This window comes from Herbiconiux moechotypicola (assembly GCF_024979255.1).
GTDB lineage: Bacteria > Actinomycetota > Actinomycetes > Actinomycetales > Microbacteriaceae > Herbiconiux > Herbiconiux moechotypicola.
On the sequence record NZ_JANLCN010000001.1, the window covers coordinates 214,237 to 237,894 of the forward strand.

The following is a 23,658-nucleotide window of genomic DNA, read 5'->3' on the forward strand; positions in this document are numbered from 1 at the left end:
GACGAAGAGGAATCATGCGCTCACTCCCGGCCCTGGCCACCGCGGCCGTCGCCGCCTCCCTGCTGCTCGCCGGCTGCACGGCGTCCACCCCGTCGGCCACGTCCACGCCGACGGCCGGTGCCGACGCCACGGTCGACAACACCTGCGCCACCGACGGCGACGTCTCGTCGTCGATCACGGTCACCGGTGACTTCGGGGCCGCGCCCACCACCACCTTCGAGGGGCCGCTCTCGGTCGACACCACCGAGCGCACCATCGTCACCGAGGGCGACGGCGACGCGCTCGAGACGGGCTCGCTCGCCACCATCGACTTCACCATCTACAACGGCACCTCGGGCGACCAGGTGTTCTCCACCCTCGACGAGGGCGGCACCCAGCTGCAGCTCACCGTCGACTCCAGCCAGTACATCCCGGGCATCGTCAAGGCCGTCAACTGCGCCACCGTCGGCTCGCGCGTGGTCGCAGTCATCCCGCCCGCCGATGCCTTCGGCGACACCGGCAACGACTCCCTCGGCATCGGCGCCGGCGACGACATGGTGATGGTCGCCGACATAGAGGCCATCGTGCCCACCCGCGCCGACGGCGTCGACCAGCCCGCGCAAGACGGCTTCCCGACCGTGACCCTCGACGACACCGGTGCCCCCACCGTCGCCATCCCCTCCACCGACGCGCCCACCGACCTCCAGATCGAGGTGCTCAAGAAGGGCGACGGCGCCACCGTCGGAGACGGCGACAGCGTGACCGTGCAGTACCAGGGCGTCATCTGGGGCTCGGGCACCGTGTTCGACCAGAGCTGGGGCAACGGCGGGCCGCGCACCTTCCAGACCACCGGCGTGGTCACCGGCTTCGCCGCGGCGATGATCGGGCAGACCGTCGGCTCGCAGGTGCTCGTGGTCATCCCGCCCGATCAGGGCTACGGCTCCGACGGCAACTCGGCGGCCGGCATCTCGGGCACCGACACGCTCGTGTTCGTCATCGACATCCTCGCCACCGCCTCGGCCTAGCCCCTCAGCCTCGAGTGGGCGCAATCGGTCGCCATCACCCTCCAGGATGCGACCGATTGCGCCCACTCGACGTCTCGGCGGCAGTCGCGGGTGGCATGATGGCACGGTGCGACGCGTCATCATCCTCGGTTCCACCGGCTCCATCGGCGTTCAGGCCCTCGACGTCATCAGGGCGAACCCCGAGCTGTTCGAGGTGGTGGGCCTCGTCGCCGGCACCAACCGGGAGACGCTCGACGCCCAGGCGGCCGAGTTCCACGTGGCCGACACCGGTCTCGGCGTCGTCGAGGCCGAGCAGCTGGTGCGTGACGTGGAGGCCGACGTGGTGCTCAACGGCATCACCGGCTCCATCGGACTGGGGCCGACGCTCGCCGCTCTCGAGGCGGGCCGGATGCTCGCGCTGGCCAACAAGGAGAGCCTGATCGTGGGCGGCGACTTGGTGAAGCGGGTGGCCGCGCCCGGTCAGATCGTGCCCGTCGACTCCGAGCACTCGGCCCTCGCGCAGGCGTTGCGGTCGGGGTCGCGGAGCGAGGTGTCGCGGCTCGTGCTCACCGCATCGGGCGGCCCGTTCCGCGGCCGCAGCCGCGAGTCGCTGGCCGGTGTCACGCCCCGCGAGGCGCTCGCGCACCCCACCTGGGACATGGGTCTCGTCGTCACCACGAACTCGTCGACGCTCGTGAACAAGGGCCTCGAGGTGATCGAGGCGCACCTGCTCTTCGACGTGCCGTACGCCGACATCGAGGTCACCGTGCATCCGCAGTCGGTCATCCACTCGATGGTGGAGTTCGTCGACGGGTCGACCATCGCGCAGGCCTCGCCCCCCGACATGCGGCTGCCCATCTCGCTCGGCCTGCACTGGCCGGAGCGGGTTCCGGGCGTCGGCGCGCCGATCGACTGGACCGCCGGGCACAACTGGACCTTCGAGCCGCTCGACGACGCAGCCTTCCCGTCGGTCGGTCTCGCCAAGCAGGTGGGCCGCGCCGGAGCGAGTTTCCCCGCGGTGTTCAACGCCGCCAACGAACAGGCGGTCATGGCCTTCCACGCCGGTCGCATCGGCTACCTCGACATCGTCGACACGGTGCAGCGGGTGGTGGACGCCCACGAGCCCGCGAGCGGCGAGGTCACCCGCGAGTCTCTGGCCGAGGCCGAAGTGTGGGCGCGCTCCACGGCCGACGCCCTCATCGCCGCGGCCTGACCCGGAGCCGGGGTCGCACTCGGTGGCGCGCATCCTCATCACCGCCTGACAGCCGGCGCTCAGCCAACCATCAGCGCGGTCGATTCCGCGCGGGGTAGTGTCCTCTCTCGTGGAAACGGTCCTGCAGTTCATCCTCGGCGTGCTCATCGTCGCCGTCGGCGTGGCCGTCTCCATCGGCCTTCACGAGGTGGGGCACCTGGTGCCCGCCAAGCTCTTCGGCATCAAGGTCACCCAGTACATGATCGGCTTCGGCCCGACCGTCTTCTCGCGCCGTCGCGGCGAGACCGAGTACGGCCTTAAGGCCATCCCGCTCGGCGGCTACGTGTCGATGGTGGGCATGTTCCCGCCACGGCGCCCGGGCGACAAAGCGGTGGCCAACAGCACCGGCTTCTTCCAGTCGATGGTGCAGGATGCGCGCCAGCAGTCGCAGGAGTCCATCGGCGACGACGAGAGCCGCGCCTTCTATCGCAAGCCGGTGTGGCAGCGCATCATCGTGATGCTCGGCGGGCCCTTCATGAACCTCGTGCTCGCGGTGGTGTTCTTCTCGATCGTGCTCGTCGGCTTCGGCACTCTGCAGACCTCCACCACCGTCGGCAGCGTGTCGGCCTGCGTGCTGCCGGCCACGAGCGACCGGCAGACGTGCGAGGAGGGCGACCAGGTGTCGCCCGGCGCCGCCGCGGGACTCCAGCCCGGCGACCGGCTGGTGAGCCTGGACGGGGTGGAGATCACCAGCTGGGCGCAGTCGACCGCCATCATCCGCGAGTCGTCGGGGGAGGCCCTGCCGCTGGTGGTGGAGCGCGGCGGCGAAGAACTCACCCTCACCGTCACGCCGCTGCTCACCGAGCGCTACGTCACCGACGAGTCGGGCGCCGTCGTCACGAACGCCGACGGCACCTCGCAGACCCAGGAGGTGGGCTTCGTCGGCATCGGCGCCGCGCAGGAGCTCGTGCCGCAGCCCATCACCGCCGTGTTCCCGCTCATCGGCGAGAACATCGCGAGCACCGCCAACCTGGTGCTCAACCTGCCGCAGCGGCTCTACGACGTGGCGCAGGCCGCGTTCGGCTCGGAGGAGCGCGACGTCAACGGGCCCATCAGCGTGGTGGGAGTCGGCCGGGTGGCCGGCGAGATCGCGTCCATGGACTCGATCTCGCTCGAGTCGAAGGCCGCGACGCTCCTCGGCCTCCTCGGCTCGCTCAACATCGCGCTCTTCGTCATCAACCTCGTGCCGCTCACGCCGCTCGACGGAGGGCACGTGGTGTCGGCGCTCTGGGAGGGCATCCGCCGCTTCTTCGCCAAGCTGTTCAAGCGCAAGGACCCGGGCCCGGTCGACGCCGCGAAGCTCATGCCGCTCACCTTCGCCGTGGTGATCGTGTTCGGCGGCATGACCGCGCTCCTGGTGTACGCCGACATCGTCAAGCCGGTCAACATCTTCGGCTGACGCCGGCCGGCCGGCGCTCGGCGCCGAACATCTTCGGCTGATCCGGCTCGCGCTGACCGCGCATCCAGCCACCGGTTCTACACTGAAAACGTGCCAGCCGTGAACCTGGGGATGCCCAAGCCCCCGCCCGAGACCCTCGCCCCCCGTCGCAAGTCGCGGCAGATCAAGGTCGGCAAGGTGCTCGTGGGTGGAGACGCGCCCGTGAGCGTGCAGTCGATGACCACCACGCCCACGCCCAACATCAACGCCACCCTGCAGCAGATCGCCGAGCTCACGGCCTCCGGATGCGACATCGTGCGGGTCGCCGTGCCGTCCCGCGACGACGCCGAGGCGCTGCCGATCATCGCGAAGAAGTCGCAGATCCCGGTGATCGCCGACATCCACTTCCAGCCCAACTACGTCTACGCGGCGATCGACGCCGGCTGCGCGGGCGTGCGCGTGAATCCGGGCAACATCCGCAAGTTCGACGACCAGGTCGGCAAGATCGCGGCGGCGGCCAAGGCGGCCGGGGTGAGCATCCGCATCGGCGTGAACGCCGGCTCGCTCGACCCGCGCCTGCTCGAGAAGTACGGCAAGGCCACCCCCGAGGCGCTCATGGAGAGCGCCATCTGGGAGGCGTCGCTGTTCGAGGAGCACGACTTCCACGACTTCAAGATCTCGGTGAAGCACAACGACCCCATCGTGATGGTGAAGGCCTACCGCCTGCTCGCCGAGCGGGGCGACTGGCCGCTGCACCTCGGGGTGACCGAGGCCGGGCCCGCGTTCCAGGGCACCATCAAGAGCGCCACCGCGTTCGGCATCCTGCTCTCCGAGGGCATCGGCGACACCATCCGCGTGTCGCTCTCGGCGCCGCCGGCCGAGGAGGTGAAGGTGGGCCTGCAGATCCTGCAGTCGCTCAACCTCCGTGAGCGCAAGCTCGAGATCGTGTCGTGCCCGTCGTGCGGGCGGGCCCAAGTCGACGTCTACACTCTGGCGAACCAGGTCACCGACGGTCTCGAGGGCATGAGCGTGCCGCTACGCGTGGCGGTGATGGGATGCGTCGTGAACGGACCGGGCGAGGCCCGTGAGGCCGACCTCGGGGTGGCCTCGGGCAACGGCAAGGGCCAGATCTTCGTGAAGGGCGAGGTCATCAAGACCGTGCCGGAGGCCGAGATCGTGGCGACGCTCATCGAGGAGGCCAACCGGCTCGCGGCCGAGATGCCGTCCGACGTGGTGGGCACCCCGCAGGTCGTCACGGCCTGAGGCCCCGGCGGTGGCCGTGACTGATCGGGCGGTCGCCGCGGCGATGACGGATGCGGGTGCACCCGTGGCCGGTGAGGTCTCGACCGTCGCGGGGCGCGAGCTCGTCGGGATCCTGGGCCGTCGGCCTCTGATCGTGACCGGCATGCCCGCCCGTCCGCTGGACTCGGGGTCGCTGGCGGAGTGCGCCGAGCAGCTGCGTGGATCGGTCGACGCCGTGCTCTCGGGCGACTCGGGGCGGGCTCGCGTGCAGTACCCGCCCTCGTACCGTGCAGCGCTCATCCGTCGGGAGGGGTTGCGTGCCTGGCTCGGGGTGAACGCGCGCGACCGCAATCGCACCGCGCTGCACGAGGAGCTCGCCGCCCTCGCGGCGGCCGACGTGGGTGCCGTGCACTGCGTGACGGGCGACCACACCGCCCTCGGCCACCGCGCAGACGCCCGCGCCGTGTTCGACCTCGAGGGCACCACTCTCGTGCCCGCCGCTCGCTCGCTGGGTCTGCTCACCTCGGTCGCCGAGTCGCCCGCGGCGCCACCGCGCGACCGGCGGGCGGCGCGCACCGTGCAGAAGCAGCGGGCGGGCGCGCAGCTGTGCCTGCCGCAGTACGTGGGCGAGGTCTCCGAACTCGCCGAGTTCATCGATGAGACCCGGGTGGCGGGTGGCACGCTGCCGTTCCTGGCCGGGGTGCCCGTGGTGATCGACCACGACGGCGCACGGGTGCTCGCGTCGTTCCCGGGCACCGTGCTGCCGCCGGGGTATCTCGACGAGGTGCTCTCCGCATCCGACCCGTTCACCACCGGCGTCAGGCTCGCGGTCGAGCTCGGCACCCGGCTGCTCGCGGTGGAGGGCGTGGCGGGAATCGTGGCCGCCGGGGGAGCGACACCGGGGTCGGAAGTGCGCTACGCCCGCGCCCTGGCGGCCATCGGGCGCGAGCTCGGCGGCGGTGCGCGATAGGTTCGGAGCATGCCGCACTACCTCGAAGACCTCGCCGCCGGTCAGCGGTTCGTCAGTCCGGGCAAGACCATCACCGAGACCGACGTGGTGATGTTCGCCGCGCTCACGAACGACAACAACCAGGTGCACACCGACGCCGAGTTCGCGGCGGGCACCCGGTACGGGCAGCGGGTGGTGCACGGGCTGTTCGGCACCTCGCTGTGCCTGGGGCTGATCGCGCGCACGGGGGTGTTCGAGGGGAGCGCCGTCGCGCTGCTCGGGATCGATGCGTGGCGGTTCACGGCGCCGGTGTTCATCGGCGACACGGTGACGTGCACGGTCGAGATCCTGTCGACGAGGCTCACCTCGTCGGGGACGACGGGGGTGGTGGGGCGGTTGGTGTCACTGCGCAACCAGCGGGACGAGCTGGTGCAGGAAGGGCGGATGGACCTGCTCGTGCTCACGCGGGCCGCTGCGGTCTGAGGCGGGCGGGCGAGCGGGCTGGCGGCACGGTCCGGTCCGGTCCGGTCGCGCGTTCGAGCAGGATTCGAGAAGCGCGCACCGCGTCGTGCTGGATAGTGTCGAGGCATCAGCAAGCCGACACCCGCGAGGAGACCCATCATGAGCCCCGACAGCAGCGACGGATTCACCGCCGAGGAACGCGCCGCCATGAAGGAGCGCGCCGCCGAGCTCAAGACCGCCGCCAAGCGCACCAAGGCCGGCGACAAGGCGGCCGCCGAGAAGCAGGACCTGCTCGACAAGATCGCCGGCATGCCGGAGCCCGACCGCGGGATGGCGGAGCGCATCCACGCCATCGTGGCCGAGGTCGCGCCCGAGCTCGCACCGAAGCTGTTCTACGGTCAGCCCGCCTGGGCGCGCGGCGGCAAGCCGGTCGTGTTCTTCCGCAGCGGGCAGCAGGACAAGGACCGCTACTCCACGCTCGGGTTCAGCTCGCTCTCGGCGCTCGATGACGCCAGTGGTCTGTGGCCCACCTCCTACGCTCTGACGAAGGTCACCGACGAGTCGGCCGAGCGCATCGCCGAGCTGGTGCGCGCCGCCGCGGCGCTACGCTGAGGCCATGAGCGACTACACCGACCCCACGCCCGACGAGCTCGAGAACTCCGACAAGCTCGAGAAGAAGACCATCGGCGGCGAACTGCGCTACTACGTGAAGAACATCAAGGCGCACTGGCCCGTCGTCGAAGACGCCCCCGACGCCGAGGGGCACGCGGCGTGGTTCACGCCCGACGGGCGGTTCCATGTGACCCACGAGCAGCTGCGGCGCGACGCGGCCATCGGCGCCATCGTCTGAGACGGTCGGCCGGTGTCGGCGGTGCGGGGTAGCCTCGCGCCGTGACGTCGCTCCAGGCCGCCGGATGCGGGATCATCGACCGCGCATCCGGAGAGCCGTGCCCGCGACCGGTCGCCGCGGGCGACCTCAACCTCTGCGCACGCCACCTGCTCGAGGCCTACGACGCAGTCGTCGGCGAGGTGGGGGTGACGGATGCGCTGCCGGCTCCGTGCGCGGTGTGCGGTTCCCGGCTCGGGGTGCTGTACGCCTCCGGGTGGTTGTGCGCGGTGTGCGAGTGGCGGCACGGTGAGGTGCCCGACGAGGGGGCCGAGTCGGTGCGTGTCGAGGTGGTGTACTACCTGGCGCGGCTCGACCGCATCAAGATCGGCACCTCGTCGAATCCGCGGGCTCGTCTCGCGCAGATCCCCCACGACGAGCTGCTCGCCTTCGAGCGCGGCGGCCGCGACCTCGAGCAGCGTCGCCACCGCGAGTTCGCCCACTGCCGCGCCGGGCGCGAGTGGTTCGATCGCGACCCGCTGCTGCTCGCCCACCTCGAGCGCCTCCGAGCAGACGCCCCCGCCGACCCCTGGCAGCTCTACCTCCGCTGGCGCAGCGAGGCCACCGCCCTCCTCGGCCACCACCCCGCCTGACCGTCCCGCCCGCCGCGTGCGGTGCTCACCAGCGTGTGTCTCCTGACCACCCCGGCCCGCCGCGTGCGGTGCTCACCCGCGTGTGTCTCCTGAGTGCGCTGTCCCGTCCCGTCCGGCACCCACCCGCCCGTGCCTTCTGACCGTCCCGCCCCATCCGCGCGCCTCGTGACCGTTCCTCCCGCCCACTCGCGCGTGCCTCCCGACCGCCCCCTCCCATCCCACCCACCTGCCTCGGTCTCGATGGCCCGACCCGGCGCAGTCGCGCGTCGAGAACGCCACGCGTGAGTGAGATCGAGGCGCTCTGGCCGCCGGTTGCGCTCTCGAGTGGCGCTGCCGTCGGTGGGTGTGGGAGTGGGGCGCGGGGATGCGGTGGGGAGGTGGCGGGCGAGTCAGGGCCCGGGTCAGTGGGCGGTCCAGCCGCCGTCCATGGCGTAGCTGGAGCCGGTGACCATGGCGGCGGAGTCGGAGGCGAGCCAGGCGACGAGGGAGGCGACCTCGGCGGGCTCGACGAGGCGTTTGACGGCGCTCTCGGCGAGCATGACGCGTTCGAGCACCTCGCTCTCGGGGATGCCGTGCAGCGCCGCCTGCTGCGCGATCTGCCGTTCGACGAGCGGGGTGCGCACGTAGCCGGGATTCACGCAGTTGCTCGTCACCCCGTGTGCCGCCCCCTCGATGGCGGTGACCTTCGACAGCCCCTCGAGCCCGTGCTTCGCGGCCACGTAGGCGCTCTTGTAGGCGGAGGCGCGCATCCCGTGCACCGAGGAGATGTTGACCACCCGCCCGAAGCCCCGCTCGTACATACCGGGCAGTGCCGCGCGCACGAGCAGAAACGGAGCTTCGAGCATGACGGCGAGCATGGTGCGGAACTGCTCGCGCCCGAACTCCTCGATGGGTGCGACATGCTGGAGACCGGCGTTGTTGACGAGGATGTCGACCCGCCCGAGCATCCGTTCGGCGGCCCCGTCGGTGAGCTGGTCGGCATCGCCGAGGTCGACGGCCCAGGAGTCGCCGCCGACCTCGCGGGCGACCGCGGCGGCTCCGGCGGCGTCACAGTCGGCGACGATCACCTCGGCCCCCAGTCCCGCCAGCTCGCGCGCGGCGGCGGCGCCGATGCCGCCGGCCCCTCCCGTGACGAGTGCCGTGCGCCCTCGCAGCGCGCCGTCGCCCGGCACCGCCGCGCCGCTCACGCCGCGGTCCCGGCCCGGGCTCCGAAGCGCTCCTCGTCGCGGGCGTCGACCGCCCGCAGCGAGCTGCCGCGGGTCTCCCGCAGGGTGAGCACCGTCACGGCGGTGACGACGCACGCCCCCACGAGATAGAGCGCGATCGGCAGCCAGCTCTCGAAGCGCTGCAGCAGCGCCGTGGCGATGATGGGTGCGAGCGACCCCGCCACGATCGAGGTGACCTGGTACCCCAGCGACACGCCCGAGTACCGGGTGCGGGTGGGGAACATCTCGGCCATGATCGCCGGCTGACCGGCGTACATGAGGGCGTGGAAGCAGAGCCCGATGGTGACCGCCAGCACGATGAGCACCGGGTTCATGGTGTCGAACATCGGGAAGGCGAAGAACGCCCAGCTCGCCCCGAGCACCGCTCCGGCGAAGTACACGGGCTTGCGCCCGATGCGATCGGAGAGCCGGCCGGCGAGCGGGATGACCGCGAAGTGCACCGCGTGCGCGATGAGCAGCGCGAGCAGCAGCTGGCTGGTGTCGTACTCGTGCACGGTGACGAGGTACACGATCGAGAAGCTCACGATGAGGTAGTACAGGATGTTCTCGGCGAACCGCAGCCCCATGGCCCTGAGCACAGAGCCCGGGTACCGGCGAAGCAACTCGACCACTCCGTAGGACCGCTTCTTCTCTTCTTCTGCCTTCGCCCGCGCCTCCACGAAGATGGGCGCCTCGCTCACGTGGGTGCGGATGTAGTAGCCCACGAGCACGATGACAGCCGACAGCCAGAACGCGATGCGCCAGCCCCAGCCGAGGAACTGGTCGTCGGGCAGCGTGGCCGAGAGGATGAGCAGCACGAGCGTGGCGACCGCGTTGCCGACCGGCACGGCGGCCTGCGGCCAGCTCGACCAGAACCCTCGCGAGCGGTCGGGACTCTGCTCCGCCACGAGCAGCACCGCCCCGCCCCACTCGCCGCCGAGTGCGAAGCCCTGGATGAACCTCAGTGCCACCAGCAATGCCGGCGCCCAGTACCCGATGCCGTCGAAGCCGGGGAGGCACCCGATGAGGAAGGTGGCAGCACCGATGAGCACGATGGTCACCTGGAGGGTGTGCTTGCGGCCGAGCCTGTCTCCGATCTGCCCGAACACGATGCCGCCGAGGGGCCTCGCCACGAAACCCACCGCGTAGGTGAGGAACGCGGCGATGATGCCGTCGAGCCGGCTGCCCGCGTTGGGGAAGAACACCACCCCGAACACCAGGCTCGCGGCCGTGGCGTAGAGGAAGAACTCGTACCACTCCACCACGGTGCCCACCATCGAGGCAGCCACCACCTTCTTCAGCCCCGCGGGTGCGCCGCCGCGTACGGTGGCCGCCGTGGAGGCGGCCGGATGCTCGCGGCTCGGTGTGCGGAGGGGGTTGTTCACGCTCATGTGCGGTCTCCTTGCAGGTCGTCGTTGACTGCACTCGAGTCTTCGTGCCCCTCGGGAGTCGAGCAATGCCCAAGATCGCGCAGACCGTGTGCATAATTGCACAATGTCGACGACGACACCCGGCTCCGCGCCCGACCCCTCCGATCTCCTCGTGCTGCTCGCGGTCTCCCGCACGGGCCGGTTCACCACCGCCGGAGAGTCCCTGGGCCTCAACCACACCACGGTCGCCCGGCGCATCGCGGCCCTCGAGCGTGAGCTCGGCGGTCGCGTGCTCTCGCGCGCACCCGGCGGCTGGGAGCCGACCGAGCTGGGCGCGAGGGCGGTGCGTGCCGCCGAGGGTGTGGAGCGCGCGGTCGCCGCGATCGGCGACGACGGCCCCGCGACGCTGAGCGGCGTGGTGCGGCTCTCCGCCACCGACGGGTTCAGCGCCTTCGTGGCCGCGCCCGCCGTCGCCGAGCTGCAGCGCGAGCATCCGCAGCTCTCCGTGGAGATCGTGACCGTCACCCGCCGCGCCCTGCAGCAGCGCTCGGGCCTCGACATCGAGGTCGTGGTCGGCCGGCCCCAGGTGCACCGCGCCGAGGCGGTGCTGCTCGGCGACTACGTGCTCGGCATGTACGCCTCGCGCGACTACCTCGAGCGTGCCGGGATGCCGGAGTCGGTGGATGCGCTCGCCGCGCATCCGCTCGTGTACTTCATCGACTCGATGCTGCAGGTCGACGACCTCGACGCCCCGCGCCGGCTGGTGCCCGCCATGCGCGACGCGGTGAGCTCGACGAACGTCTTCGTGCACGTGGAGGCCACGAGGGCGGGGGCGGGGATCGGCTTTCTGCCGTGCTTCGTGGCCGACCGGCACGACGACCTCGTGCGGGTGCTGCCCGGCGCGATCGCCGAGCGGCTGCCGTACTGGATGGTGGTGCGTTCCGACAGTCTCGCCCAGCCCGCGGTCGCGGCGGTGGTGGAGGCGCTGCGACGCCGCACCGCGGCGATGGCGGGCGAGCTCGCGGGCGACGGCGGCGGCAGCCAGGGCGGCGGCGGCCGAAGCGGCGGCGGCACCGCCCGGTGAGCTCGCAGGCGGCCCCGCTAGGCTCGTGGGGATGTCACCGCGCACCGTGTTCCGAACCCTGTCCATCGCCGAGGCCGTCACGTGGAGCGCCCTCATCGCCGCCATGGTCGCCCGGGCCGTGGGTGCCGAGGTGCCGTTCTTCTTCGCCGTGGGCCTCGCCCACGGCGTGGTGTTCATCGCCTTCGCCGTCGGTGCCGTGGTGGTGGGGCTCAACCAGCGCTGGCCGTGGTGGGTGACGGTCCTCTGCGTTCTCGCCGCCGTTCCTCCGTACGGCACGGTCGTGGCCGACGTGGTGCTCGAGCGTCGCGGCCGCCTCGACGGCGTCTGGCGCACCCGCCCGAGCGACGATCCGCGCGACGACAGCGCGGTCGACCGGATGCTGCGCTGGTCGCTCGGGCGCCCGTGGCTGTTCGCGGTCGGGCTGGCCCTCGTGGTGGCCGTGCTCGCCGGGGGAGCGCTCGCGGCACCGAAGCCCGCCTGAGCCGAGCGGGCGGGGCCGAGCCGAGCACGCGCGGACGGTCGAGGCCCTCGGCGGTCTCAGACCCCCGCGTAGAACGCGGAGATCGCCCCGTGCAGCCCCATCAGGTCGTCGACGTGCGCGAGCTCACGGGCCGAGTGCATCGACAGCAGCGGCGCACCCACGTCGACGGTGCGCACCCCGAGACGGGTGGCGGTGAGGGGCCCGATGGTGGAGCCGCAGGGCACCGCGTTGTTCGACACGAACTCCTGATAGCCCACCCCGGCGCTCGCACAGAGCCGGTTCCAGAGCGCCGCGCCGTGCGCATCCGTCGCGTAGCGCTGGTTGGCGTTGATCTTGAGCAGCGGACCACCCCCGGGCACGGGCCGGTTCACCGGGTCGTGGCGGTCGGGGTAGTTCGGGTGCACGGCGTGGCCCGCATCGCTCGACAGGCACCAGGATGCGGCGAGCGCGCGGGCGCGCGACTCCGGTGAGGCGCCGAGCCCGGCCGCGATGCGCCGCAGCACGTCTTCGAGGAACGGACCGCTGGCACCCGAGCGCGACTGCGACCCCAGCTCTTCGTGGTCGAACGCGGCGATGACCGGAACGAAGCCCGACGGCGACTCGGCCGTCACGAGCGCGGTGACCGAGGCGTGCACGGAGCTCAGGTTGTCGAGCCGGCCCGAGGCGAAGAGGCTGTCGTCGAGCCCGAACCGGGCGGGCGCCGCCGTGTCGGCGGTGAGCAGGTCGAATCCGGCGATGCGCCCGGCGCCCTCCAGTCCGGCGCGCTCGGCGACGATCGCGAGCAGGTCGGCCGAGCCGGGCGCGCCCGCGCCGAACACCGGCACGGTGTGCCGCTGCCGGTCGAGCGAGAGGCCGGAGTTGACCTCGCGATCGAGGTGGATGGCGAGCTGCGGGATGCGCAGCAGCGGCCCGGTGCGCACGAGCCGCTCCTCGCCCTCGTCGGTGACGACGCGACCGGCCAGTTCGAGCTCGCGGTCGAGCCACGAGTTCAGCAGCGGCCCGCCGTAGACCTCGACGCCGGCCTGCAACCAGCCGTGCGCCGCGATGGTGGGCTGTGGCTTCAGCATGAAGCCGGGGGAGTCGGTGTGGCTGCCCACGATCCGGAACGGGGTCTCGGGCCCCGCGTCGCCCGGGAGGGTCCAGCCGATCACGGCGCCGTCGCGCACCACGTGGTAGCGCCCGGGCGTCGACGGCCACGGCGCGCCCTCGTCGAGGGCGACCGAGCCCGCCTCGCCGAGACGCCTGGCCACCTCGTGCGCCGCATGGTAGGACGAGGGGGAGGCCTGCACGAAGGCGGCGAGGTCGTCGAGGTGGGAGGTGCGCGGGTCGTGGGGGTCGGCCATCCCCTCATCCAAGCAGAGTCCGCCTCGGGTGTGGTCAGGCGGTGGTCACCTCGGTGTCGTAGAGTTCGGCTCGGAGCGGTCGGTGCTCGGAAGGATGAGGTGCTCGATGGGCGCACGGCGTCGGCGGCGCGGGTGTCGTGGCGCTGCGCTCGCGCTCGTGCTCGGGGCTGCAGCCCTGACGGTCCTGGCGGGCTGTGCACCGGTGCCGAGCGACGCCCTCTCGCGACTCGCCCACCTCGACGCCGGCGCGCATCCCTCTGACGAGCTCGACCCACCCGTGGTGGAGGGCATCGACTCCGACCTGCTCGACTCCTCGCTCCGCCTGCTCGACACCGACCAGGGCACCGAGTACTGGGTCGGAGTCACGACCGACGACCGGGTGTGCTTCATCGCCGAGGTCACCGCCGTGGTCACCGAACCGGCGGGGGAGCCCGTCGCCACCCACGTGGAGTGCGTCGGCGCCGAGCGGTTCGGCCGGGCGGGCGCGACGCTCGAACTCACCGACCCCGACCGGCACGTGTGGCTGCACACCGAGTACATGACCCCCGGCGCGGGCTGGACCGTGCTCACGCCGAGCCTCGCGATGCGCAGCTGAGTCCGCGTGCAGCCACCGGCACCCCGGTGGCGTCTTGCCCGCGCGGTCGACCTCCGGGAGCATCGGAGCATGGAATCCTCACTGCTCGTCGACGTCGTCTCCGTGTTCACCGATGAGGCGGGTGGTCACGGCAACGCCCTCGGCCTCGTGCGCGCCTCGGCCCTCAGCGAGGGTCGCGAGCAGGAGATCGCCGCGCTGCTCGGCTTCAGCGAGACCGTGTTCGTCGAGGAGCTGATCGAGCACGGAGCGCACCGGGAGGCCGTGATGCGCATCTTCACCCCCGGTACGGAGCTGCCGTTCGCCGGGCATCCCTCGGTGGGATGCTCGTGGTGGCTCGATCGGCACGGCACCCCGGTTCGGGCGCTGCGGGTGCCGGCGGGCGAGGTGCTCGTGCGCTACGCGGGAGACCTCACCTGGATCACCGGGCGCGCCGAGTGGGCGCCCGAGTTCGAGTTCCACCAGCTGGCCTCGGCGGCCGAGGTCGAGGCTCTCGACCCGGCCGACGTGACGGATGGACGGCACTACAGCTGGGCCTGGATAGACGAGCAGGCCGGACACGTGAGGTCGCGGATGTTCGCCCCGGCCCTGGGCATCGCCGAGGACGAGGCGACGGGGGCGGCGGCCGTGCGGCTCACCACCCTGCTGCAGCGGGATCTGCTCATCGACCAGGGGGCCGGATCGCGCCTGCTCACCCGTCACCTCGGAGACGGCTCGATCGAGGTGGGAGGCCGCACGCGCGCGGCCGACCCGGTCAGGCTCGTGCTGGCCTGACCGGGTCGGGCGGCACCGGGATGCGCGTGCCGGGATGCGCGTGCCGGGATGCGTGTGCCGGATGTGCCGCGCATCCGGGCTCAGTGCATCGCCACCGGCGCCTCGTCCGACGGTGCGGCCGCGGCGGCCGGTGCCGCGGCACCCGTGCGGCGCCGGAACAGCAGGGCCGACAGCACCGCTCCTGCGGCGAAGAAGCCGGCCGCCCACCAGTACGCGGTGGCGTAGCTGTGCACCGCGGCGTCGGCGGCGATGGCGTCGGTGACCGGCTGGTGGTCGGCCAGGTAGTCGGCCAGCGCGGTCGCGGCGAGCGTGTTGAGCAGCGCGGTTCCGATCGAGCCGCCCACCTGCTGGCTCGTGTTCACCATGGCCGAGGCCACACCGGCGAACTGCCGGTCGACGCCGAGCGTGGCGGTCTGGATCGAGGCGGGCATGATGGTGCCCATCGCGGTACCGAGGATCATGAGCGGCGCGAGCAGGTCGGCGGCGTAGACGCTGTCGGCGCCGAGGTGGGTGAGGTAGATCATGCCGGCGGTCGCGAGGGTCATGCCGATCGGCACCATCACCTTGGGCCCGAAGCGGGGCACGAAGATGTTGGTCGAGAGCTGGGCGGCGAGCACGAGCATGCCGATCATGGGCAGGAACGACAGGCCGGTCTGGATGGGCGTGTAGTGCAGCGTGGTCTGCAGGTAGTAGGTGACGAAGAGGAAGATCGCGAACATGCCGATCCCCGCGATGAGCACCGAGCTGTAGGCGGCGCCCCGGTTGCGGTCGAGCACGATCGACAGCGGCAGCAGCGGATGCGCGGCGCGGCGCTGCCAGAGCACGAATACCACCAGCAGCACGACGCTCGCCGCGAGCATCCCCCAGGTCAGCGGGGCGTCCCAGCCGTCGGTCTCGGCGTGGGAGAAGCCGTAGACGAGGGAGAACAGCGCCGCGGAGACCAGCAGGGTGCCGGGCACGTCGAGCTTGGGGCGGGGGCCGGTGCGGTGCAGGGCGGGCACGAACACGAGGGCGCCGATCACCGCGACGACGGCGATCACCACGTTGATGTAGAGGTTCCAGCGCCAGTCGAAGCTCTGGGTGAGCACGCCGCCGAGCAGCAGGCCGATCGCGCCGCCGGCCCCGGCGATCGCGCCGAATACGCCGAAGGCGCGGGCGCGCTCCTTCGGGATGGTGAAGGTGGTGGTGAGCACCGCGAGCGCTGTGGGGGCGAGCAGGGCGCCGAACACGCCCTGCAGGGCACGTGCCGCGACGAGGGTGCCGAAGCTGTCGGCCGCCCCGCCCAGGGCGGAGGCGGCGGCGAACCCGACGAGGCCGATGATGAAGGCGCGCTTGCGGCCGATGAGGTCGGAGAGGCGACCGCCGAACAGCAGCAGCGAGCCGAAGGCGAGGGAGTAGGCGGTGACGACCCACTGGCGGTCGCCGTCGGAGAAGCCGAGGTCGGCCTGGGCGGAGGGGAGGGCGATGTTGACGACGGTCGCATCGAGCACGACCATGAGCTGGGCGAGGGCGACCGTGGCGAGGGTGAGCCAGCGGCGCGACGCGGGGGCGGGAGTGGATGCCATGCAGGGAACTATATACGGAACTGATCAGTTTCGGATACACTCGGTTCAGTAATGTTCGGCGAACCAGAGGAGAAGGCCCGCGATGACGCAGACCGACGCCCCCGTGAAACTCGGTCGGCGGCGCGACCACAGCCGTGACCCCGAGATCCTCGCCGCCGCGCTCGACGTGCTGGCCGAAGAGGGCTACGAGGGCATGACGATCGACATGGTCGCCTCCCGAGCGCGGGCGGGAAAGGCGACCCTCTACCGGCGCTGGCCCTCCAAGGCGGAGTTGGTGATCGACGCGGTGGCGTGCATGAAACGCGACCACCTCACCCAGTCGCCGCTGCCCGACACCGGCACGCTGCGAGGCGACCTCATCGCCATGATCAAACCCCACGCCGTGGAGGACGCCGAGCGCAAAGCGCAGATCATGGCCGGCCTCGCCTCGGTGCTGTCCCGCTCGCCCGAGCTCAGCGGCGTGATCGAGCAGGCGATCGTCGAACCGCGCGCCGAGGTGAACCGCACGCTGCTGCGCCGGTCGATCGCGCGCGGCGAGGCCAGGGCCGACTGCGACGTGGAGACCATCGCCCTCATCAGTCCGTCGATGGCGGCGTACCGCACGCTCATCCTGCGCAAGCCCATCGACCGTGAGTTCCTCGTCTCGCTCATCGACGGCGTCATCCTGCCCGCGGCGGGCATTGTCGGAGGCGACGGCTAACCTGGCACCATGATCGTCACACCGGCTCCTCACGACGGGGCCGCCGCGGGCGATCTCACGGTGCTCTACAGTGCGACCGATCTCACCGCGGCCGCCACCTGCGAGTTCGCGCTGGTGCGACGGCTCGATGCCAAGCTCGGCCGCTGCGAGACCCCGCCCGACCCCGACGACCCCATGCTCGAGCGGGCGGCGAGGCTCGGCGACGCCCACGAGCTGCGGGTGCTCGAGGAGTACCGCGCGCGCTTCGGCCCCCACGACGCCGCTGCGGGCAAGGGGGTGGCCGAGATCGGGCGGCCGCCGAGCGCCTCACCCGAGCTGCTCTCGGCGGCGGCCGCCGAGTCGGTCGCCGCGCTGCGTGCCGGCGCCGACGTGGTGTTCCAGGCGGCGTTCTTCGACGGGCGGTTCCTCGGCTACGCCGACTTCCTCGTGCGCGAGGGCGACGACGCCGAGGGCAGGCCGCGCTACGCCGTGGTCGACACCAAGCTCGCCCGCCGGGCGAAGGTCACCGCCCTGCTGCAGGTGGCCGCCTACGCCGACCAGCTCGCCCGGGAGGGCGTGCCGGTCTCCGACGAGGTGCACCTGCTGCTGGGCGACGGCTCCACGTCGACCCATCGTCTGCGCGACCTGCTGCCGGTCTACCTCGATCGCCGGGCCCGGCTCCAGACCCTGCTCGACTCCCGGCTCGAGGCCCCGGCCGTGGAGTGGGGCGATCCCGGCTACGCGGTCTGCGGGCGGTGCGAGGTGTGTGCTCCCGAGGTGGAGGCCCACCGTGACCTGTTGCTCGTGGCCGGGCTGCGGCTCGCTCAGCGAGATCGGTTGCGGCGGGCCGGGCTCGCGACGATCGACGCGCTGGCCGCGTCGTCGGGCCCCGTCGAGGGCATCGGGTCGGCCGCGCTGGAGGCCCTCCGCGATCAGGCGCGCATGCAGGTCGGCGGCGAGGGGCAGTCTCTCCGCTACCGGGTGTACGACGCCGCGCCGCTCGCGGCCCTGCCTGCCGCCGACGAGGGAGACGTGTTCTTCGATTTCGAGGGCGACCCCCTGCACACCGAGGGCGACGGTCGGGAGTGGGGGCTCGACTACCTGTTCGGGCTGGTCGAGCACGACCCGGACAGGCCCGGAGAGACAGTGTTCAGGCCGTTCTGGGCGCATGACCACGCCGAGGAGAAGGAGGCGCTCAGGGGCTTCCTCGACCACGTCACCGAGCGGTTGCGCCGTCACCCGGGCATGCACGTTTACCACTACGCCGACTACGAGCGCGCCCACCTGCAGGCGCTCTGCGCACGGCACGGGGTGGGAGAGGAGCAGCTCGACGAGCTGCTCAGGCGCGGTGTGCTCGTCGACCTGTATCCGCTCGTGCGCCGCAGCATCCGGGTCAGCGGGCGCTCCTACGGCCTGAAGAAGCTCGAGCCGCTCTACATGGGCGATCTGCTGCGCGAGAGCCAGGTCACCACCGGGGCCGACTCGATCACCGCCTACGTCGACTACACGGAGCTGCGGCGTGCCGGCCGGGAAGACCCGGTCGCGGCGGAGGCCGCGCGCGCCCAGCTGCAGGAGATCGCCGACTACAACGAGTACGACTGCCTGTCGACGCTGAGACTGCGCGACTGGCTCCACGCGCGGGCCGCCGAGAACGGCGTGCAGCCCGATCCGCCACTCGCCCTGCGTGACCCGGCCGACGAGCAGGAGGGCCCGCCCACCCGGGGTGAGGCCGTGGCCCCGTTCGAGCCGAGCGGACTGCACGAGCGACTGCTCGCGGGCCGCTCACTGCTTCCTGCGGCGCCCGGCGGCGGTGTCTCGGCCGACCAGCAGGCGCTCGCGCTGGCGGCCGCCGCGATCGACTACCACCGGCGCGAGGAGAAGTCGTTCTGGTGGGAGCACTACAACCGGCTCGACGCACCCGTGCACGAGTGGGCCGAGGGGCGCGACGTGCTCGTCGTGTCGGAGGCCCGGGTGGAGCGTGACTGGGAGGTGGAGCCGGGGCGGCGGGCGCCGCGCCGGCAGCTCGTGCTGCGCGGTGAGCTCGGGCCGGGGAGCCGGCTCGACCGTGGGGCCACCAGGCGGTTCCTCGTCTACGACCCGCCACATCCGTGGATCGCCCCCCGCTCGCGGCCGAGCGATCGCGTGGCCCACGACCGCACCGAGGTGACGGCCGTCACGCACGCCGCCGACGGCGCGAGCCTGTTCCACCTCTCCGAGGGCGCCACGGTCGACGCCGAGCCCTACACGGCTCTGCCGATCGCTCTCGTGCCGGCCGCGCCGCCGCGCACCACGGGCATCCAGTCGGCGATCGCGGGGTGGGGCCGCTCGCTCGTCGAGAGCCTGCCCCGGTTTCCCTCCGATCCGGCCGTCGACCTCCTCAGGCGCCGCCCGCCGCGACTGCGACAGGATGCGCCGATCGCCGGCGTGCTCCCCGCGCGCGATCCGGGGTCGGGTGAGCCGCTCGACCCGGCCCGCCGCATCCTCGACACCCTGCTCGCGCTCGACGACTCCTACCTGGCCGTGCAGGGCCCGCCCGGCACGGGCAAGACCTACACCGGCGCGCACGTGATCGCCGAGCTGGTGCGGCGCCACGGCTGGACGGTGGGGGTGGTGGCCCAGTCGCACGCGGTGGTCGAGAACATGCTCACGGCGGTGGTGGAGGCGGGGCTCGACCCCGCGCGGGTGGGGAAGGCCACGGGCGCGGCCGAGCCCCCGTTCACCGCGCTCAAGCCGTCGACCGGTCTCGGCTCCTTCCTCTCCGACGCGGCGCGCGACGGCAGGGGAGTGGTGGTCGGCGGCACCGCCTGGGACTTCACGAACACCTCCCGGGTGCCGCGGCGCCGGCTCGATCTGCTCGTCGTCGACGAGGCCGGCCAGTACTCGCTGGCGAACACCATCGCGGTGAGCGTCGCGGCCCGTCGACTGCTGCTGATCGGCGATCCGCAGCAGCTCCCTCAGGTGAGCCAGGGCGTGCATCCTGAGCCGGTCGACCTCTCGGCACTGGGGTGGTTGTCGGCGGGGCACGAGGTGCTGCCCGAACGGTTCGGGGTGTTCCTCGATCGCAGCTGGCGCCTCCATCCCGCTCTCTGCGAGGCGGTGAGCGAGCTCTCCTACGAGGGCGAGCTGCACTCGGCCGCTCCCGCCACCCTGGAGCGCCGGCTCGACGGGGTCGCTCCGGGACTGCATCCCGTTCCGCTCGAGCACGACGGCGACTCCACCTCGTCGGAGGCCGAGGCGCGGCGGGTGGTGGAGATCGCCGCAACGCTGATCGGGCGGGAATGGGACGACCGGGGGGTGAGACGGCCGCTCGGGCAGACCGACCTCATCGTGGTGGCGCCCTACAACGCCCAGGTCGACCTCGTGCGGGCGCGGCTCGACGAAGCGGGCCTCGCCGAGGTGCCGGTCGGCACGGTCGACCTGTTCCAGGGCCGTGAGGCCGTGGTGTCGATCGTCACCCTCGCGGCCTCGTCGGCCGTCGAGGTGCCGAGGGGGATCGAGTTCCTGCTCATGAAGAACCGGCTCAACGTGGCCATCTCGCGGGCGCGATGGGCGGCGTTCCTCGTGCACTCCCCGGCACTCGCCGGCCACCTGCCGCACACCGCCGAGCAGCTCGCGGCGCTGTCGGGGTTCCTCAGGCTCAGTCGAGCGGCTCCCAGCGGCCCTTCACGAGACGGGTGAGACGCCACGCGATCGGCTGCGCCGACACGCGGCTACCGTCGATGCCCTGCTCCGCGATGAGGAAGGCCGCCTCGTCGCCGTCGGCCGTGAAGCGCACGGTGACCCTGGGCGTTCCGGCCACCACGGCGATGTCGGAGCCCTCGACCACGGTGTAGTCGGCGATCGCCTGCGTGAGGGTGGGCAGGACGCTCTCGGGCTCGACGCCGAGCTCGAGCGGGCCGACGATCATGGTGACGCGATACGAACTCATCTGCCCAGCGTACGGGGCGGATGGGGCAGTACGGTGGTCGGCATGGAGCACGTCTGGTTCACCGCCGCGGTGGAGACCTCGGTGGCGGCTCCGACCGCGTTCGGCCGAGTGGTGCCGCGCGACGACGCGACGCTGTTCCGGCGCCACCTGGGTCTGCCCGGGGTCGCCGGGGTGAGAGACGCGACGGGGGAATGGGATGCGCCCGGGCGACAGCGCACCGTGAGGCTCGACGACGGCGGCACCTTCCGCGAGACCCTCCTGCGCTACGACCCCGAGGGGCCGGAGCGCGTCGGTCATTTCGACTACCGCGTCACCCACTACACCGGAAAGCTCGCGCACCTTGTCGACGAGGGTATCGCCCGCTGGGAGTTCAGGCCGCTGGCCCGCGGTTCGCTCATCCGCTGGAGCTACGGCTACCGGCCGCTCCCGCGTCGCCGCTTCGTGGTCGAGCGGATCGTCGGGCCGCTGTGGCGCTCGTACATGCGCGCCGGCCTGGCGGAGTGCGCCAGGGTCGCGGAGCAGGAGTGAGCGATCGGGCGGTCGTGGTGACCGGCGGCCGCGCCCCCGTCGCCCTCGACCTCGCGCGACGGTTCCACGAGGACGGGTGGAGGGTGGTTCTCGCCGACAGCGCGCCGATGCTCGGTGCGCGGTCGCGGGCGGTGCACGCGGCCTACCGGGTGCCTCCGCCTCGGCATCGGCCGCGAGAGTTCGGGGCGGCCGTCGCGGGGATCGCCCGGCGTCACGCCGCCGAGCTGGTGGTGCCGACCTGCGAGGAGGTGTTCTGGCTGTCGTCGGTGGCGCACGACTCAGGGGCTTCGGGGCCGGCGGAGTCGTTGCGTGAGCTGCTCGTCGCGCCGGGTCCGGATGCGCTGCGCCGACTGCACGACAAGGCCGAGTTCCTGTGTCTGCTCGACGAGCTCGGCCTCGCGCATCCGGTCACCACCGTGCTCTCGTCGCCGATCGCCTGGCGGCGGCTGGCGCGGCGGCGGGGTGGCGAGCCCGCGGTGGTGCTGAAGCCCGCGTTCTCGCGGTTCGGCACGCGCATCCGGTTCGTCGAGGCCGGTGGGCCGTTGCCCGAGCCCGGCTCGGCGGGCATCGGCCGGGTGACCCCCGAGGAGCGCTGGCTCGTGCAGCACCGGGTCGAGGGGGAGGAGCTCTGCAGCTACGCCGTCGCCGTCGGGGGAGAGCTCACCGCGTTCGTGGTCTATCGACCGGTGTGGCGGGCCGGGCGGGGTGCGGGGGTCGCCTTCGAGCGCCTCGACCGCACCGCTCCGGCGGCCCGGGCCCTGCGAGACGCGAGTGAGCGCCTCGCTGGTGCCCTCGGCATCACGGGGCAGTTCGGTCTCGACGCCATCGACACCCCGACCGGAGTGAGCATCCTGGAGTGCAACCCGCGGGCCACGAGCGGGGTGCACCTGTTCGGGCCGGGCGATGGCCTGGCGGAGGCGTTCGCGGTGCGTGAAGTCTCGGCGCGGGATGCGCGGGCGCGGTCTGCGGTCGTCGCGACGCGCCGGAGCGCGCGGCTCGGGCTGCCGCACCTGCTCTGTGCTCCGGCCGGCGTGCGCTCGGGTCGCGACCTCGTGCGCTTCGCGCGGCAGCTCGCGGCGCCCGACGCGCTGGCCGAGCCGGGTGACCGGGTGCCGGTCGCGGGGCTGACACGCGCGCTGCTGCACCAGCTCGCCACGGCCCGGCGCGAAGGGGTGCCGGTGCTAGCGGCGACGACGGCCGATCTCGAGTGGAACGGGCAGACGCTCTCGCCCGGCGCATCGGCATCGTCGCGCGAGCCGGAGTGGGGTGACGTGTTCGCGACGATCGCGCCGGTCGAGCGAGCGGTGGAGAACGTGCGGGCCACGGTGGGCGTCGTGACCCTGTCCGGTGAGAGGGTGCCGCTGGTCGTGAGCGCGTGCGAGCGGCCCGCCCCGGGCGGCGGGCCGCAGAGCTACGTGGTGTCGCCGATCAGCCATTACGTGCACTACGCCCGCGAGGAGCTCGGCGAGCTGCGATCGCCACTGGCCCGCGGTGCCGCGGGCCTCGTGATCGACGGTCTCGACCGGGTTCTGCGCGGCGGCCGGGTCGACGAGGTGGTTCTCGTCGGCAACGCCCTGCTCTCCACGAACCTCCTGCCCGACCCCGCGGAGGGCGAGGTGCGGGCGCTCACGGCCCGGTTGGTCGCCGAGCATCCCGAGCGTGCGGTGGTGTGGCGCAGCGTGCACGGTCGGGGCTCCGGCCTGCCGGCGACTCTGCGTCGGGCGGGTTACGCGCTCATCCCCGCCCGCAGCGTGCTGTTCACCGTCACGCGGGAGAGCGACTGGACCACCCTGCGCGATGTGAGGCGCGACAGCGCCCTGCTGGCCGGCTCCGGGTACCGGGTGATCGATGCACCGCTCGACGCGGCCACCGGATGTTCGCCGCCGGAGCTCCGGCGGCGGATCGCGGAGCTGTACTCGCTGCTCTACGTCGACCGCTACTCCCGCCTCAATCCGCGGTACACCGAGGAGTTCGTCGCCCTGGCGCAACGCAGCGGCCTGCTGCGCTTCGTGCTGCTGGAGCGGGATGGTCGGGTCGACGGCGTGCTCGGCTACACCGTGGCACACGGCCATCTCGCGGCGCCGGTGGTGGGCTACGACACCTCGCTGCCGCAGGAGCTCGGTCTCTACCGCATGCTGAGCCTGCTCATGCTGCGCACGGCGGCCGACTGGGGCGTCGACCTGCACGCCTCGAGCGGCGTCGCCGACTTCAAGCGCCACCGCGGCGCCGAGCAGGAGTTCGAGTACACCGCCGTCTACACCGCTCACCTCGCCTGGCCCCGCCGACTCGCCTGGCGCCTCCTCGCCGCCGTCGTCCACCACATCGCCGTCCCCCTCGTCCGCCGCGCCGCCCTCTGACCTCTGG

22 protein-coding genes are annotated in these 23,658 nt (G+C 72.3%); 17 read left to right on the plus strand and 5 right to left on the minus strand.

The window, feature by feature from the left end; translation table 11 throughout:
* Nucleotides 1-14 precede the first annotated feature (14 nt).
* From N1031_RS00995 to N1031_RS01035, 9 genes are all read left to right on the plus strand, one after another.
* On the plus strand, nt 15-1,004 hold the full coding sequence (locus tag N1031_RS00995; RefSeq protein WP_259477720.1) for an FKBP-type peptidyl-prolyl cis-trans isomerase: 990 nt from the start codon (nt 15-17) through the stop codon (nt 1,002-1,004).
* A gap of 106 nt (nt 1,005-1,110) precedes the next feature.
* The gene (locus tag N1031_RS01000) at nt 1,111-2,196 is read left to right on the plus strand and encodes a 1-deoxy-D-xylulose-5-phosphate reductoisomerase (protein ID WP_259477721.1); all 1,086 of its coding nucleotides are present in this window, start codon (nt 1,111-1,113) and stop codon (nt 2,194-2,196) included.
* 109 nt (nt 2,197-2,305) lie between these two features.
* Complete coding sequence (locus N1031_RS01005; protein ID WP_259477722.1) at nt 2,306-3,634, plus strand: M50 family metallopeptidase; 1,329 nt, start codon at nt 2,306-2,308, stop codon at nt 3,632-3,634.
* A gap of 90 nt (nt 3,635-3,724) precedes the next feature.
* Nucleotides 3,725-4,876, plus strand: coding sequence for a flavodoxin-dependent (E)-4-hydroxy-3-methylbut-2-enyl-diphosphate synthase (gene ispG, locus N1031_RS01010; protein WP_259477723.1), 1,152 nt, complete (start codon nt 3,725-3,727; stop codon nt 4,874-4,876).
* A gap of 10 nt (nt 4,877-4,886) precedes the next feature.
* Complete coding sequence (locus N1031_RS01015; protein ID WP_259477724.1) at nt 4,887-5,825, plus strand: methylenetetrahydrofolate reductase; 939 nt, start codon at nt 4,887-4,889, stop codon at nt 5,823-5,825.
* Nucleotides 5,826-5,834: 9 nt separating this feature from the next.
* A complete protein-coding gene (locus N1031_RS01020; RefSeq protein WP_259477725.1) occupies nt 5,835-6,287 on the plus strand; it encodes a MaoC/PaaZ C-terminal domain-containing protein in 453 nt (150 codons plus the stop codon).
* 138 nt (nt 6,288-6,425) lie between these two features.
* Nucleotides 6,426-6,878 (plus strand): iron chaperone, encoded by a 453-nt coding sequence (locus N1031_RS01025; protein ID WP_259477726.1) that lies wholly within the window; start codon nt 6,426-6,428, stop codon nt 6,876-6,878.
* A 4-nt stretch (nt 6,879-6,882) separates the two neighbouring features.
* On the plus strand, nt 6,883-7,116 hold the full coding sequence (locus tag N1031_RS01030) for a hypothetical protein (RefSeq protein ID WP_259477727.1): 234 nt from the start codon (nt 6,883-6,885) through the stop codon (nt 7,114-7,116).
* Nucleotides 7,117-7,157: 41 nt separating this feature from the next.
* Entirely contained in the window at nt 7,158-7,745 is a 588-nt protein-coding gene (locus N1031_RS01035) for a GIY-YIG nuclease family protein (protein WP_375163595.1), read from the plus strand.
* Nucleotides 7,746-8,146: 401 nt separating this feature from the next.
* Here the strand turns inward: N1031_RS01035 and N1031_RS01040 are convergent, their stop codons facing one another.
* Together N1031_RS01040 and N1031_RS01045 are read right to left on the minus strand one after the other, a co-directional pair.
* On the minus strand, nt 8,147-8,932 hold the full coding sequence (locus N1031_RS01040) for a 3-hydroxybutyrate dehydrogenase (protein ID WP_259477728.1): 786 nt from the start codon (nt 8,930-8,932) through the stop codon (nt 8,147-8,149).
* Complete coding sequence (locus tag N1031_RS01045) at nt 8,929-10,341, minus strand: MFS transporter (RefSeq protein WP_310795658.1); 1,413 nt, start codon at nt 10,339-10,341, stop codon at nt 8,929-8,931. Before N1031_RS01045 ends, N1031_RS01040 begins: the two co-directional genes overlap by 4 nt.
* Nucleotides 10,342-10,444: 103 nt before the next feature.
* On the opposite strand from N1031_RS01045, the gene N1031_RS01050 reads away from it, so the two are divergent.
* Entirely contained in the window at nt 10,445-11,404 is a 960-nt protein-coding gene (locus N1031_RS01050; RefSeq protein WP_259477729.1) for a LysR family transcriptional regulator, read from the plus strand.
* 31 nt (nt 11,405-11,435) lie between these two features.
* Nucleotides 11,436-11,885, plus strand: coding sequence for a DUF3817 domain-containing protein (locus N1031_RS01055; protein WP_259477730.1), 450 nt, complete (start codon nt 11,436-11,438; stop codon nt 11,883-11,885).
* A gap of 56 nt (nt 11,886-11,941) precedes the next feature.
* Here N1031_RS01055 and N1031_RS01060 read toward each other — a convergent pair whose 3' ends face one another.
* A complete protein-coding gene (locus tag N1031_RS01060) occupies nt 11,942-13,228 on the minus strand; it encodes a M18 family aminopeptidase (protein WP_259477731.1) in 1,287 nt (428 codons plus the stop codon).
* Between the two features lie 106 nt (nt 13,229-13,334).
* Between N1031_RS01060 and N1031_RS01065 the strand changes: the two genes are divergently transcribed.
* Both N1031_RS01065 and N1031_RS01070 read left to right on the plus strand, forming a co-directional pair.
* Nucleotides 13,335-13,823, plus strand: a complete 489-nt coding sequence (locus N1031_RS01065) for a hypothetical protein (RefSeq protein ID WP_259477732.1) — start codon at nt 13,335-13,337, stop codon at nt 13,821-13,823.
* A 69-nt stretch (nt 13,824-13,892) separates the two neighbouring features.
* The gene (locus N1031_RS01070) at nt 13,893-14,594 is read left to right on the plus strand and encodes a PhzF family protein (protein WP_259477733.1); all 702 of its coding nucleotides are present in this window, start codon (nt 13,893-13,895) and stop codon (nt 14,592-14,594) included.
* A gap of 80 nt (nt 14,595-14,674) precedes the next feature.
* Here the strand turns inward: N1031_RS01070 and N1031_RS01075 are convergent, their stop codons facing one another.
* Nucleotides 14,675-16,159 (minus strand): MFS transporter, encoded by a 1,485-nt coding sequence (locus N1031_RS01075; protein ID WP_259477734.1) that lies wholly within the window; start codon nt 16,157-16,159, stop codon nt 14,675-14,677.
* A gap of 82 nt (nt 16,160-16,241) precedes the next feature.
* Between N1031_RS01075 and N1031_RS01080 the strand changes: the two genes are divergently transcribed.
* Together N1031_RS01080 and N1031_RS01085 are read left to right on the plus strand one after the other, a co-directional pair.
* Nucleotides 16,242-16,859 (plus strand): TetR/AcrR family transcriptional regulator, encoded by a 618-nt coding sequence (locus N1031_RS01080; protein WP_259477735.1) that lies wholly within the window; start codon nt 16,242-16,244, stop codon nt 16,857-16,859.
* A 9-nt stretch (nt 16,860-16,868) separates the two neighbouring features.
* Nucleotides 16,869-20,516, plus strand: a complete 3,648-nt coding sequence (locus tag N1031_RS01085; RefSeq protein WP_259477736.1) for a TM0106 family RecB-like putative nuclease — start codon at nt 16,869-16,871, stop codon at nt 20,514-20,516.
* Here the strand turns inward: N1031_RS01085 and N1031_RS01090 are convergent.
* On the minus strand, nt 20,476-20,766 hold the full coding sequence (locus N1031_RS01090) for a hypothetical protein (protein ID WP_259477737.1): 291 nt from the start codon (nt 20,764-20,766) through the stop codon (nt 20,476-20,478). The two genes, N1031_RS01085 and N1031_RS01090, sit on opposite strands and share 41 nt — an antisense overlap.
* A gap of 42 nt (nt 20,767-20,808) precedes the next feature.
* Between N1031_RS01090 and N1031_RS01095 the strand changes: the two genes are divergently transcribed.
* Both N1031_RS01095 and N1031_RS01100 read left to right on the plus strand, forming a co-directional pair.
* A complete protein-coding gene (locus N1031_RS01095) occupies nt 20,809-21,294 on the plus strand; it encodes an SRPBCC family protein (RefSeq protein WP_259477738.1) in 486 nt (161 codons plus the stop codon).
* Nucleotides 21,291-23,651, plus strand: coding sequence for a GNAT family N-acetyltransferase (locus tag N1031_RS01100; protein ID WP_259477739.1), 2,361 nt, complete (start codon nt 21,291-21,293; stop codon nt 23,649-23,651). Before N1031_RS01095 ends, N1031_RS01100 begins: the two co-directional genes overlap by 4 nt.
* Nucleotides 23,652-23,658: the final 7 nt, after the last annotated feature.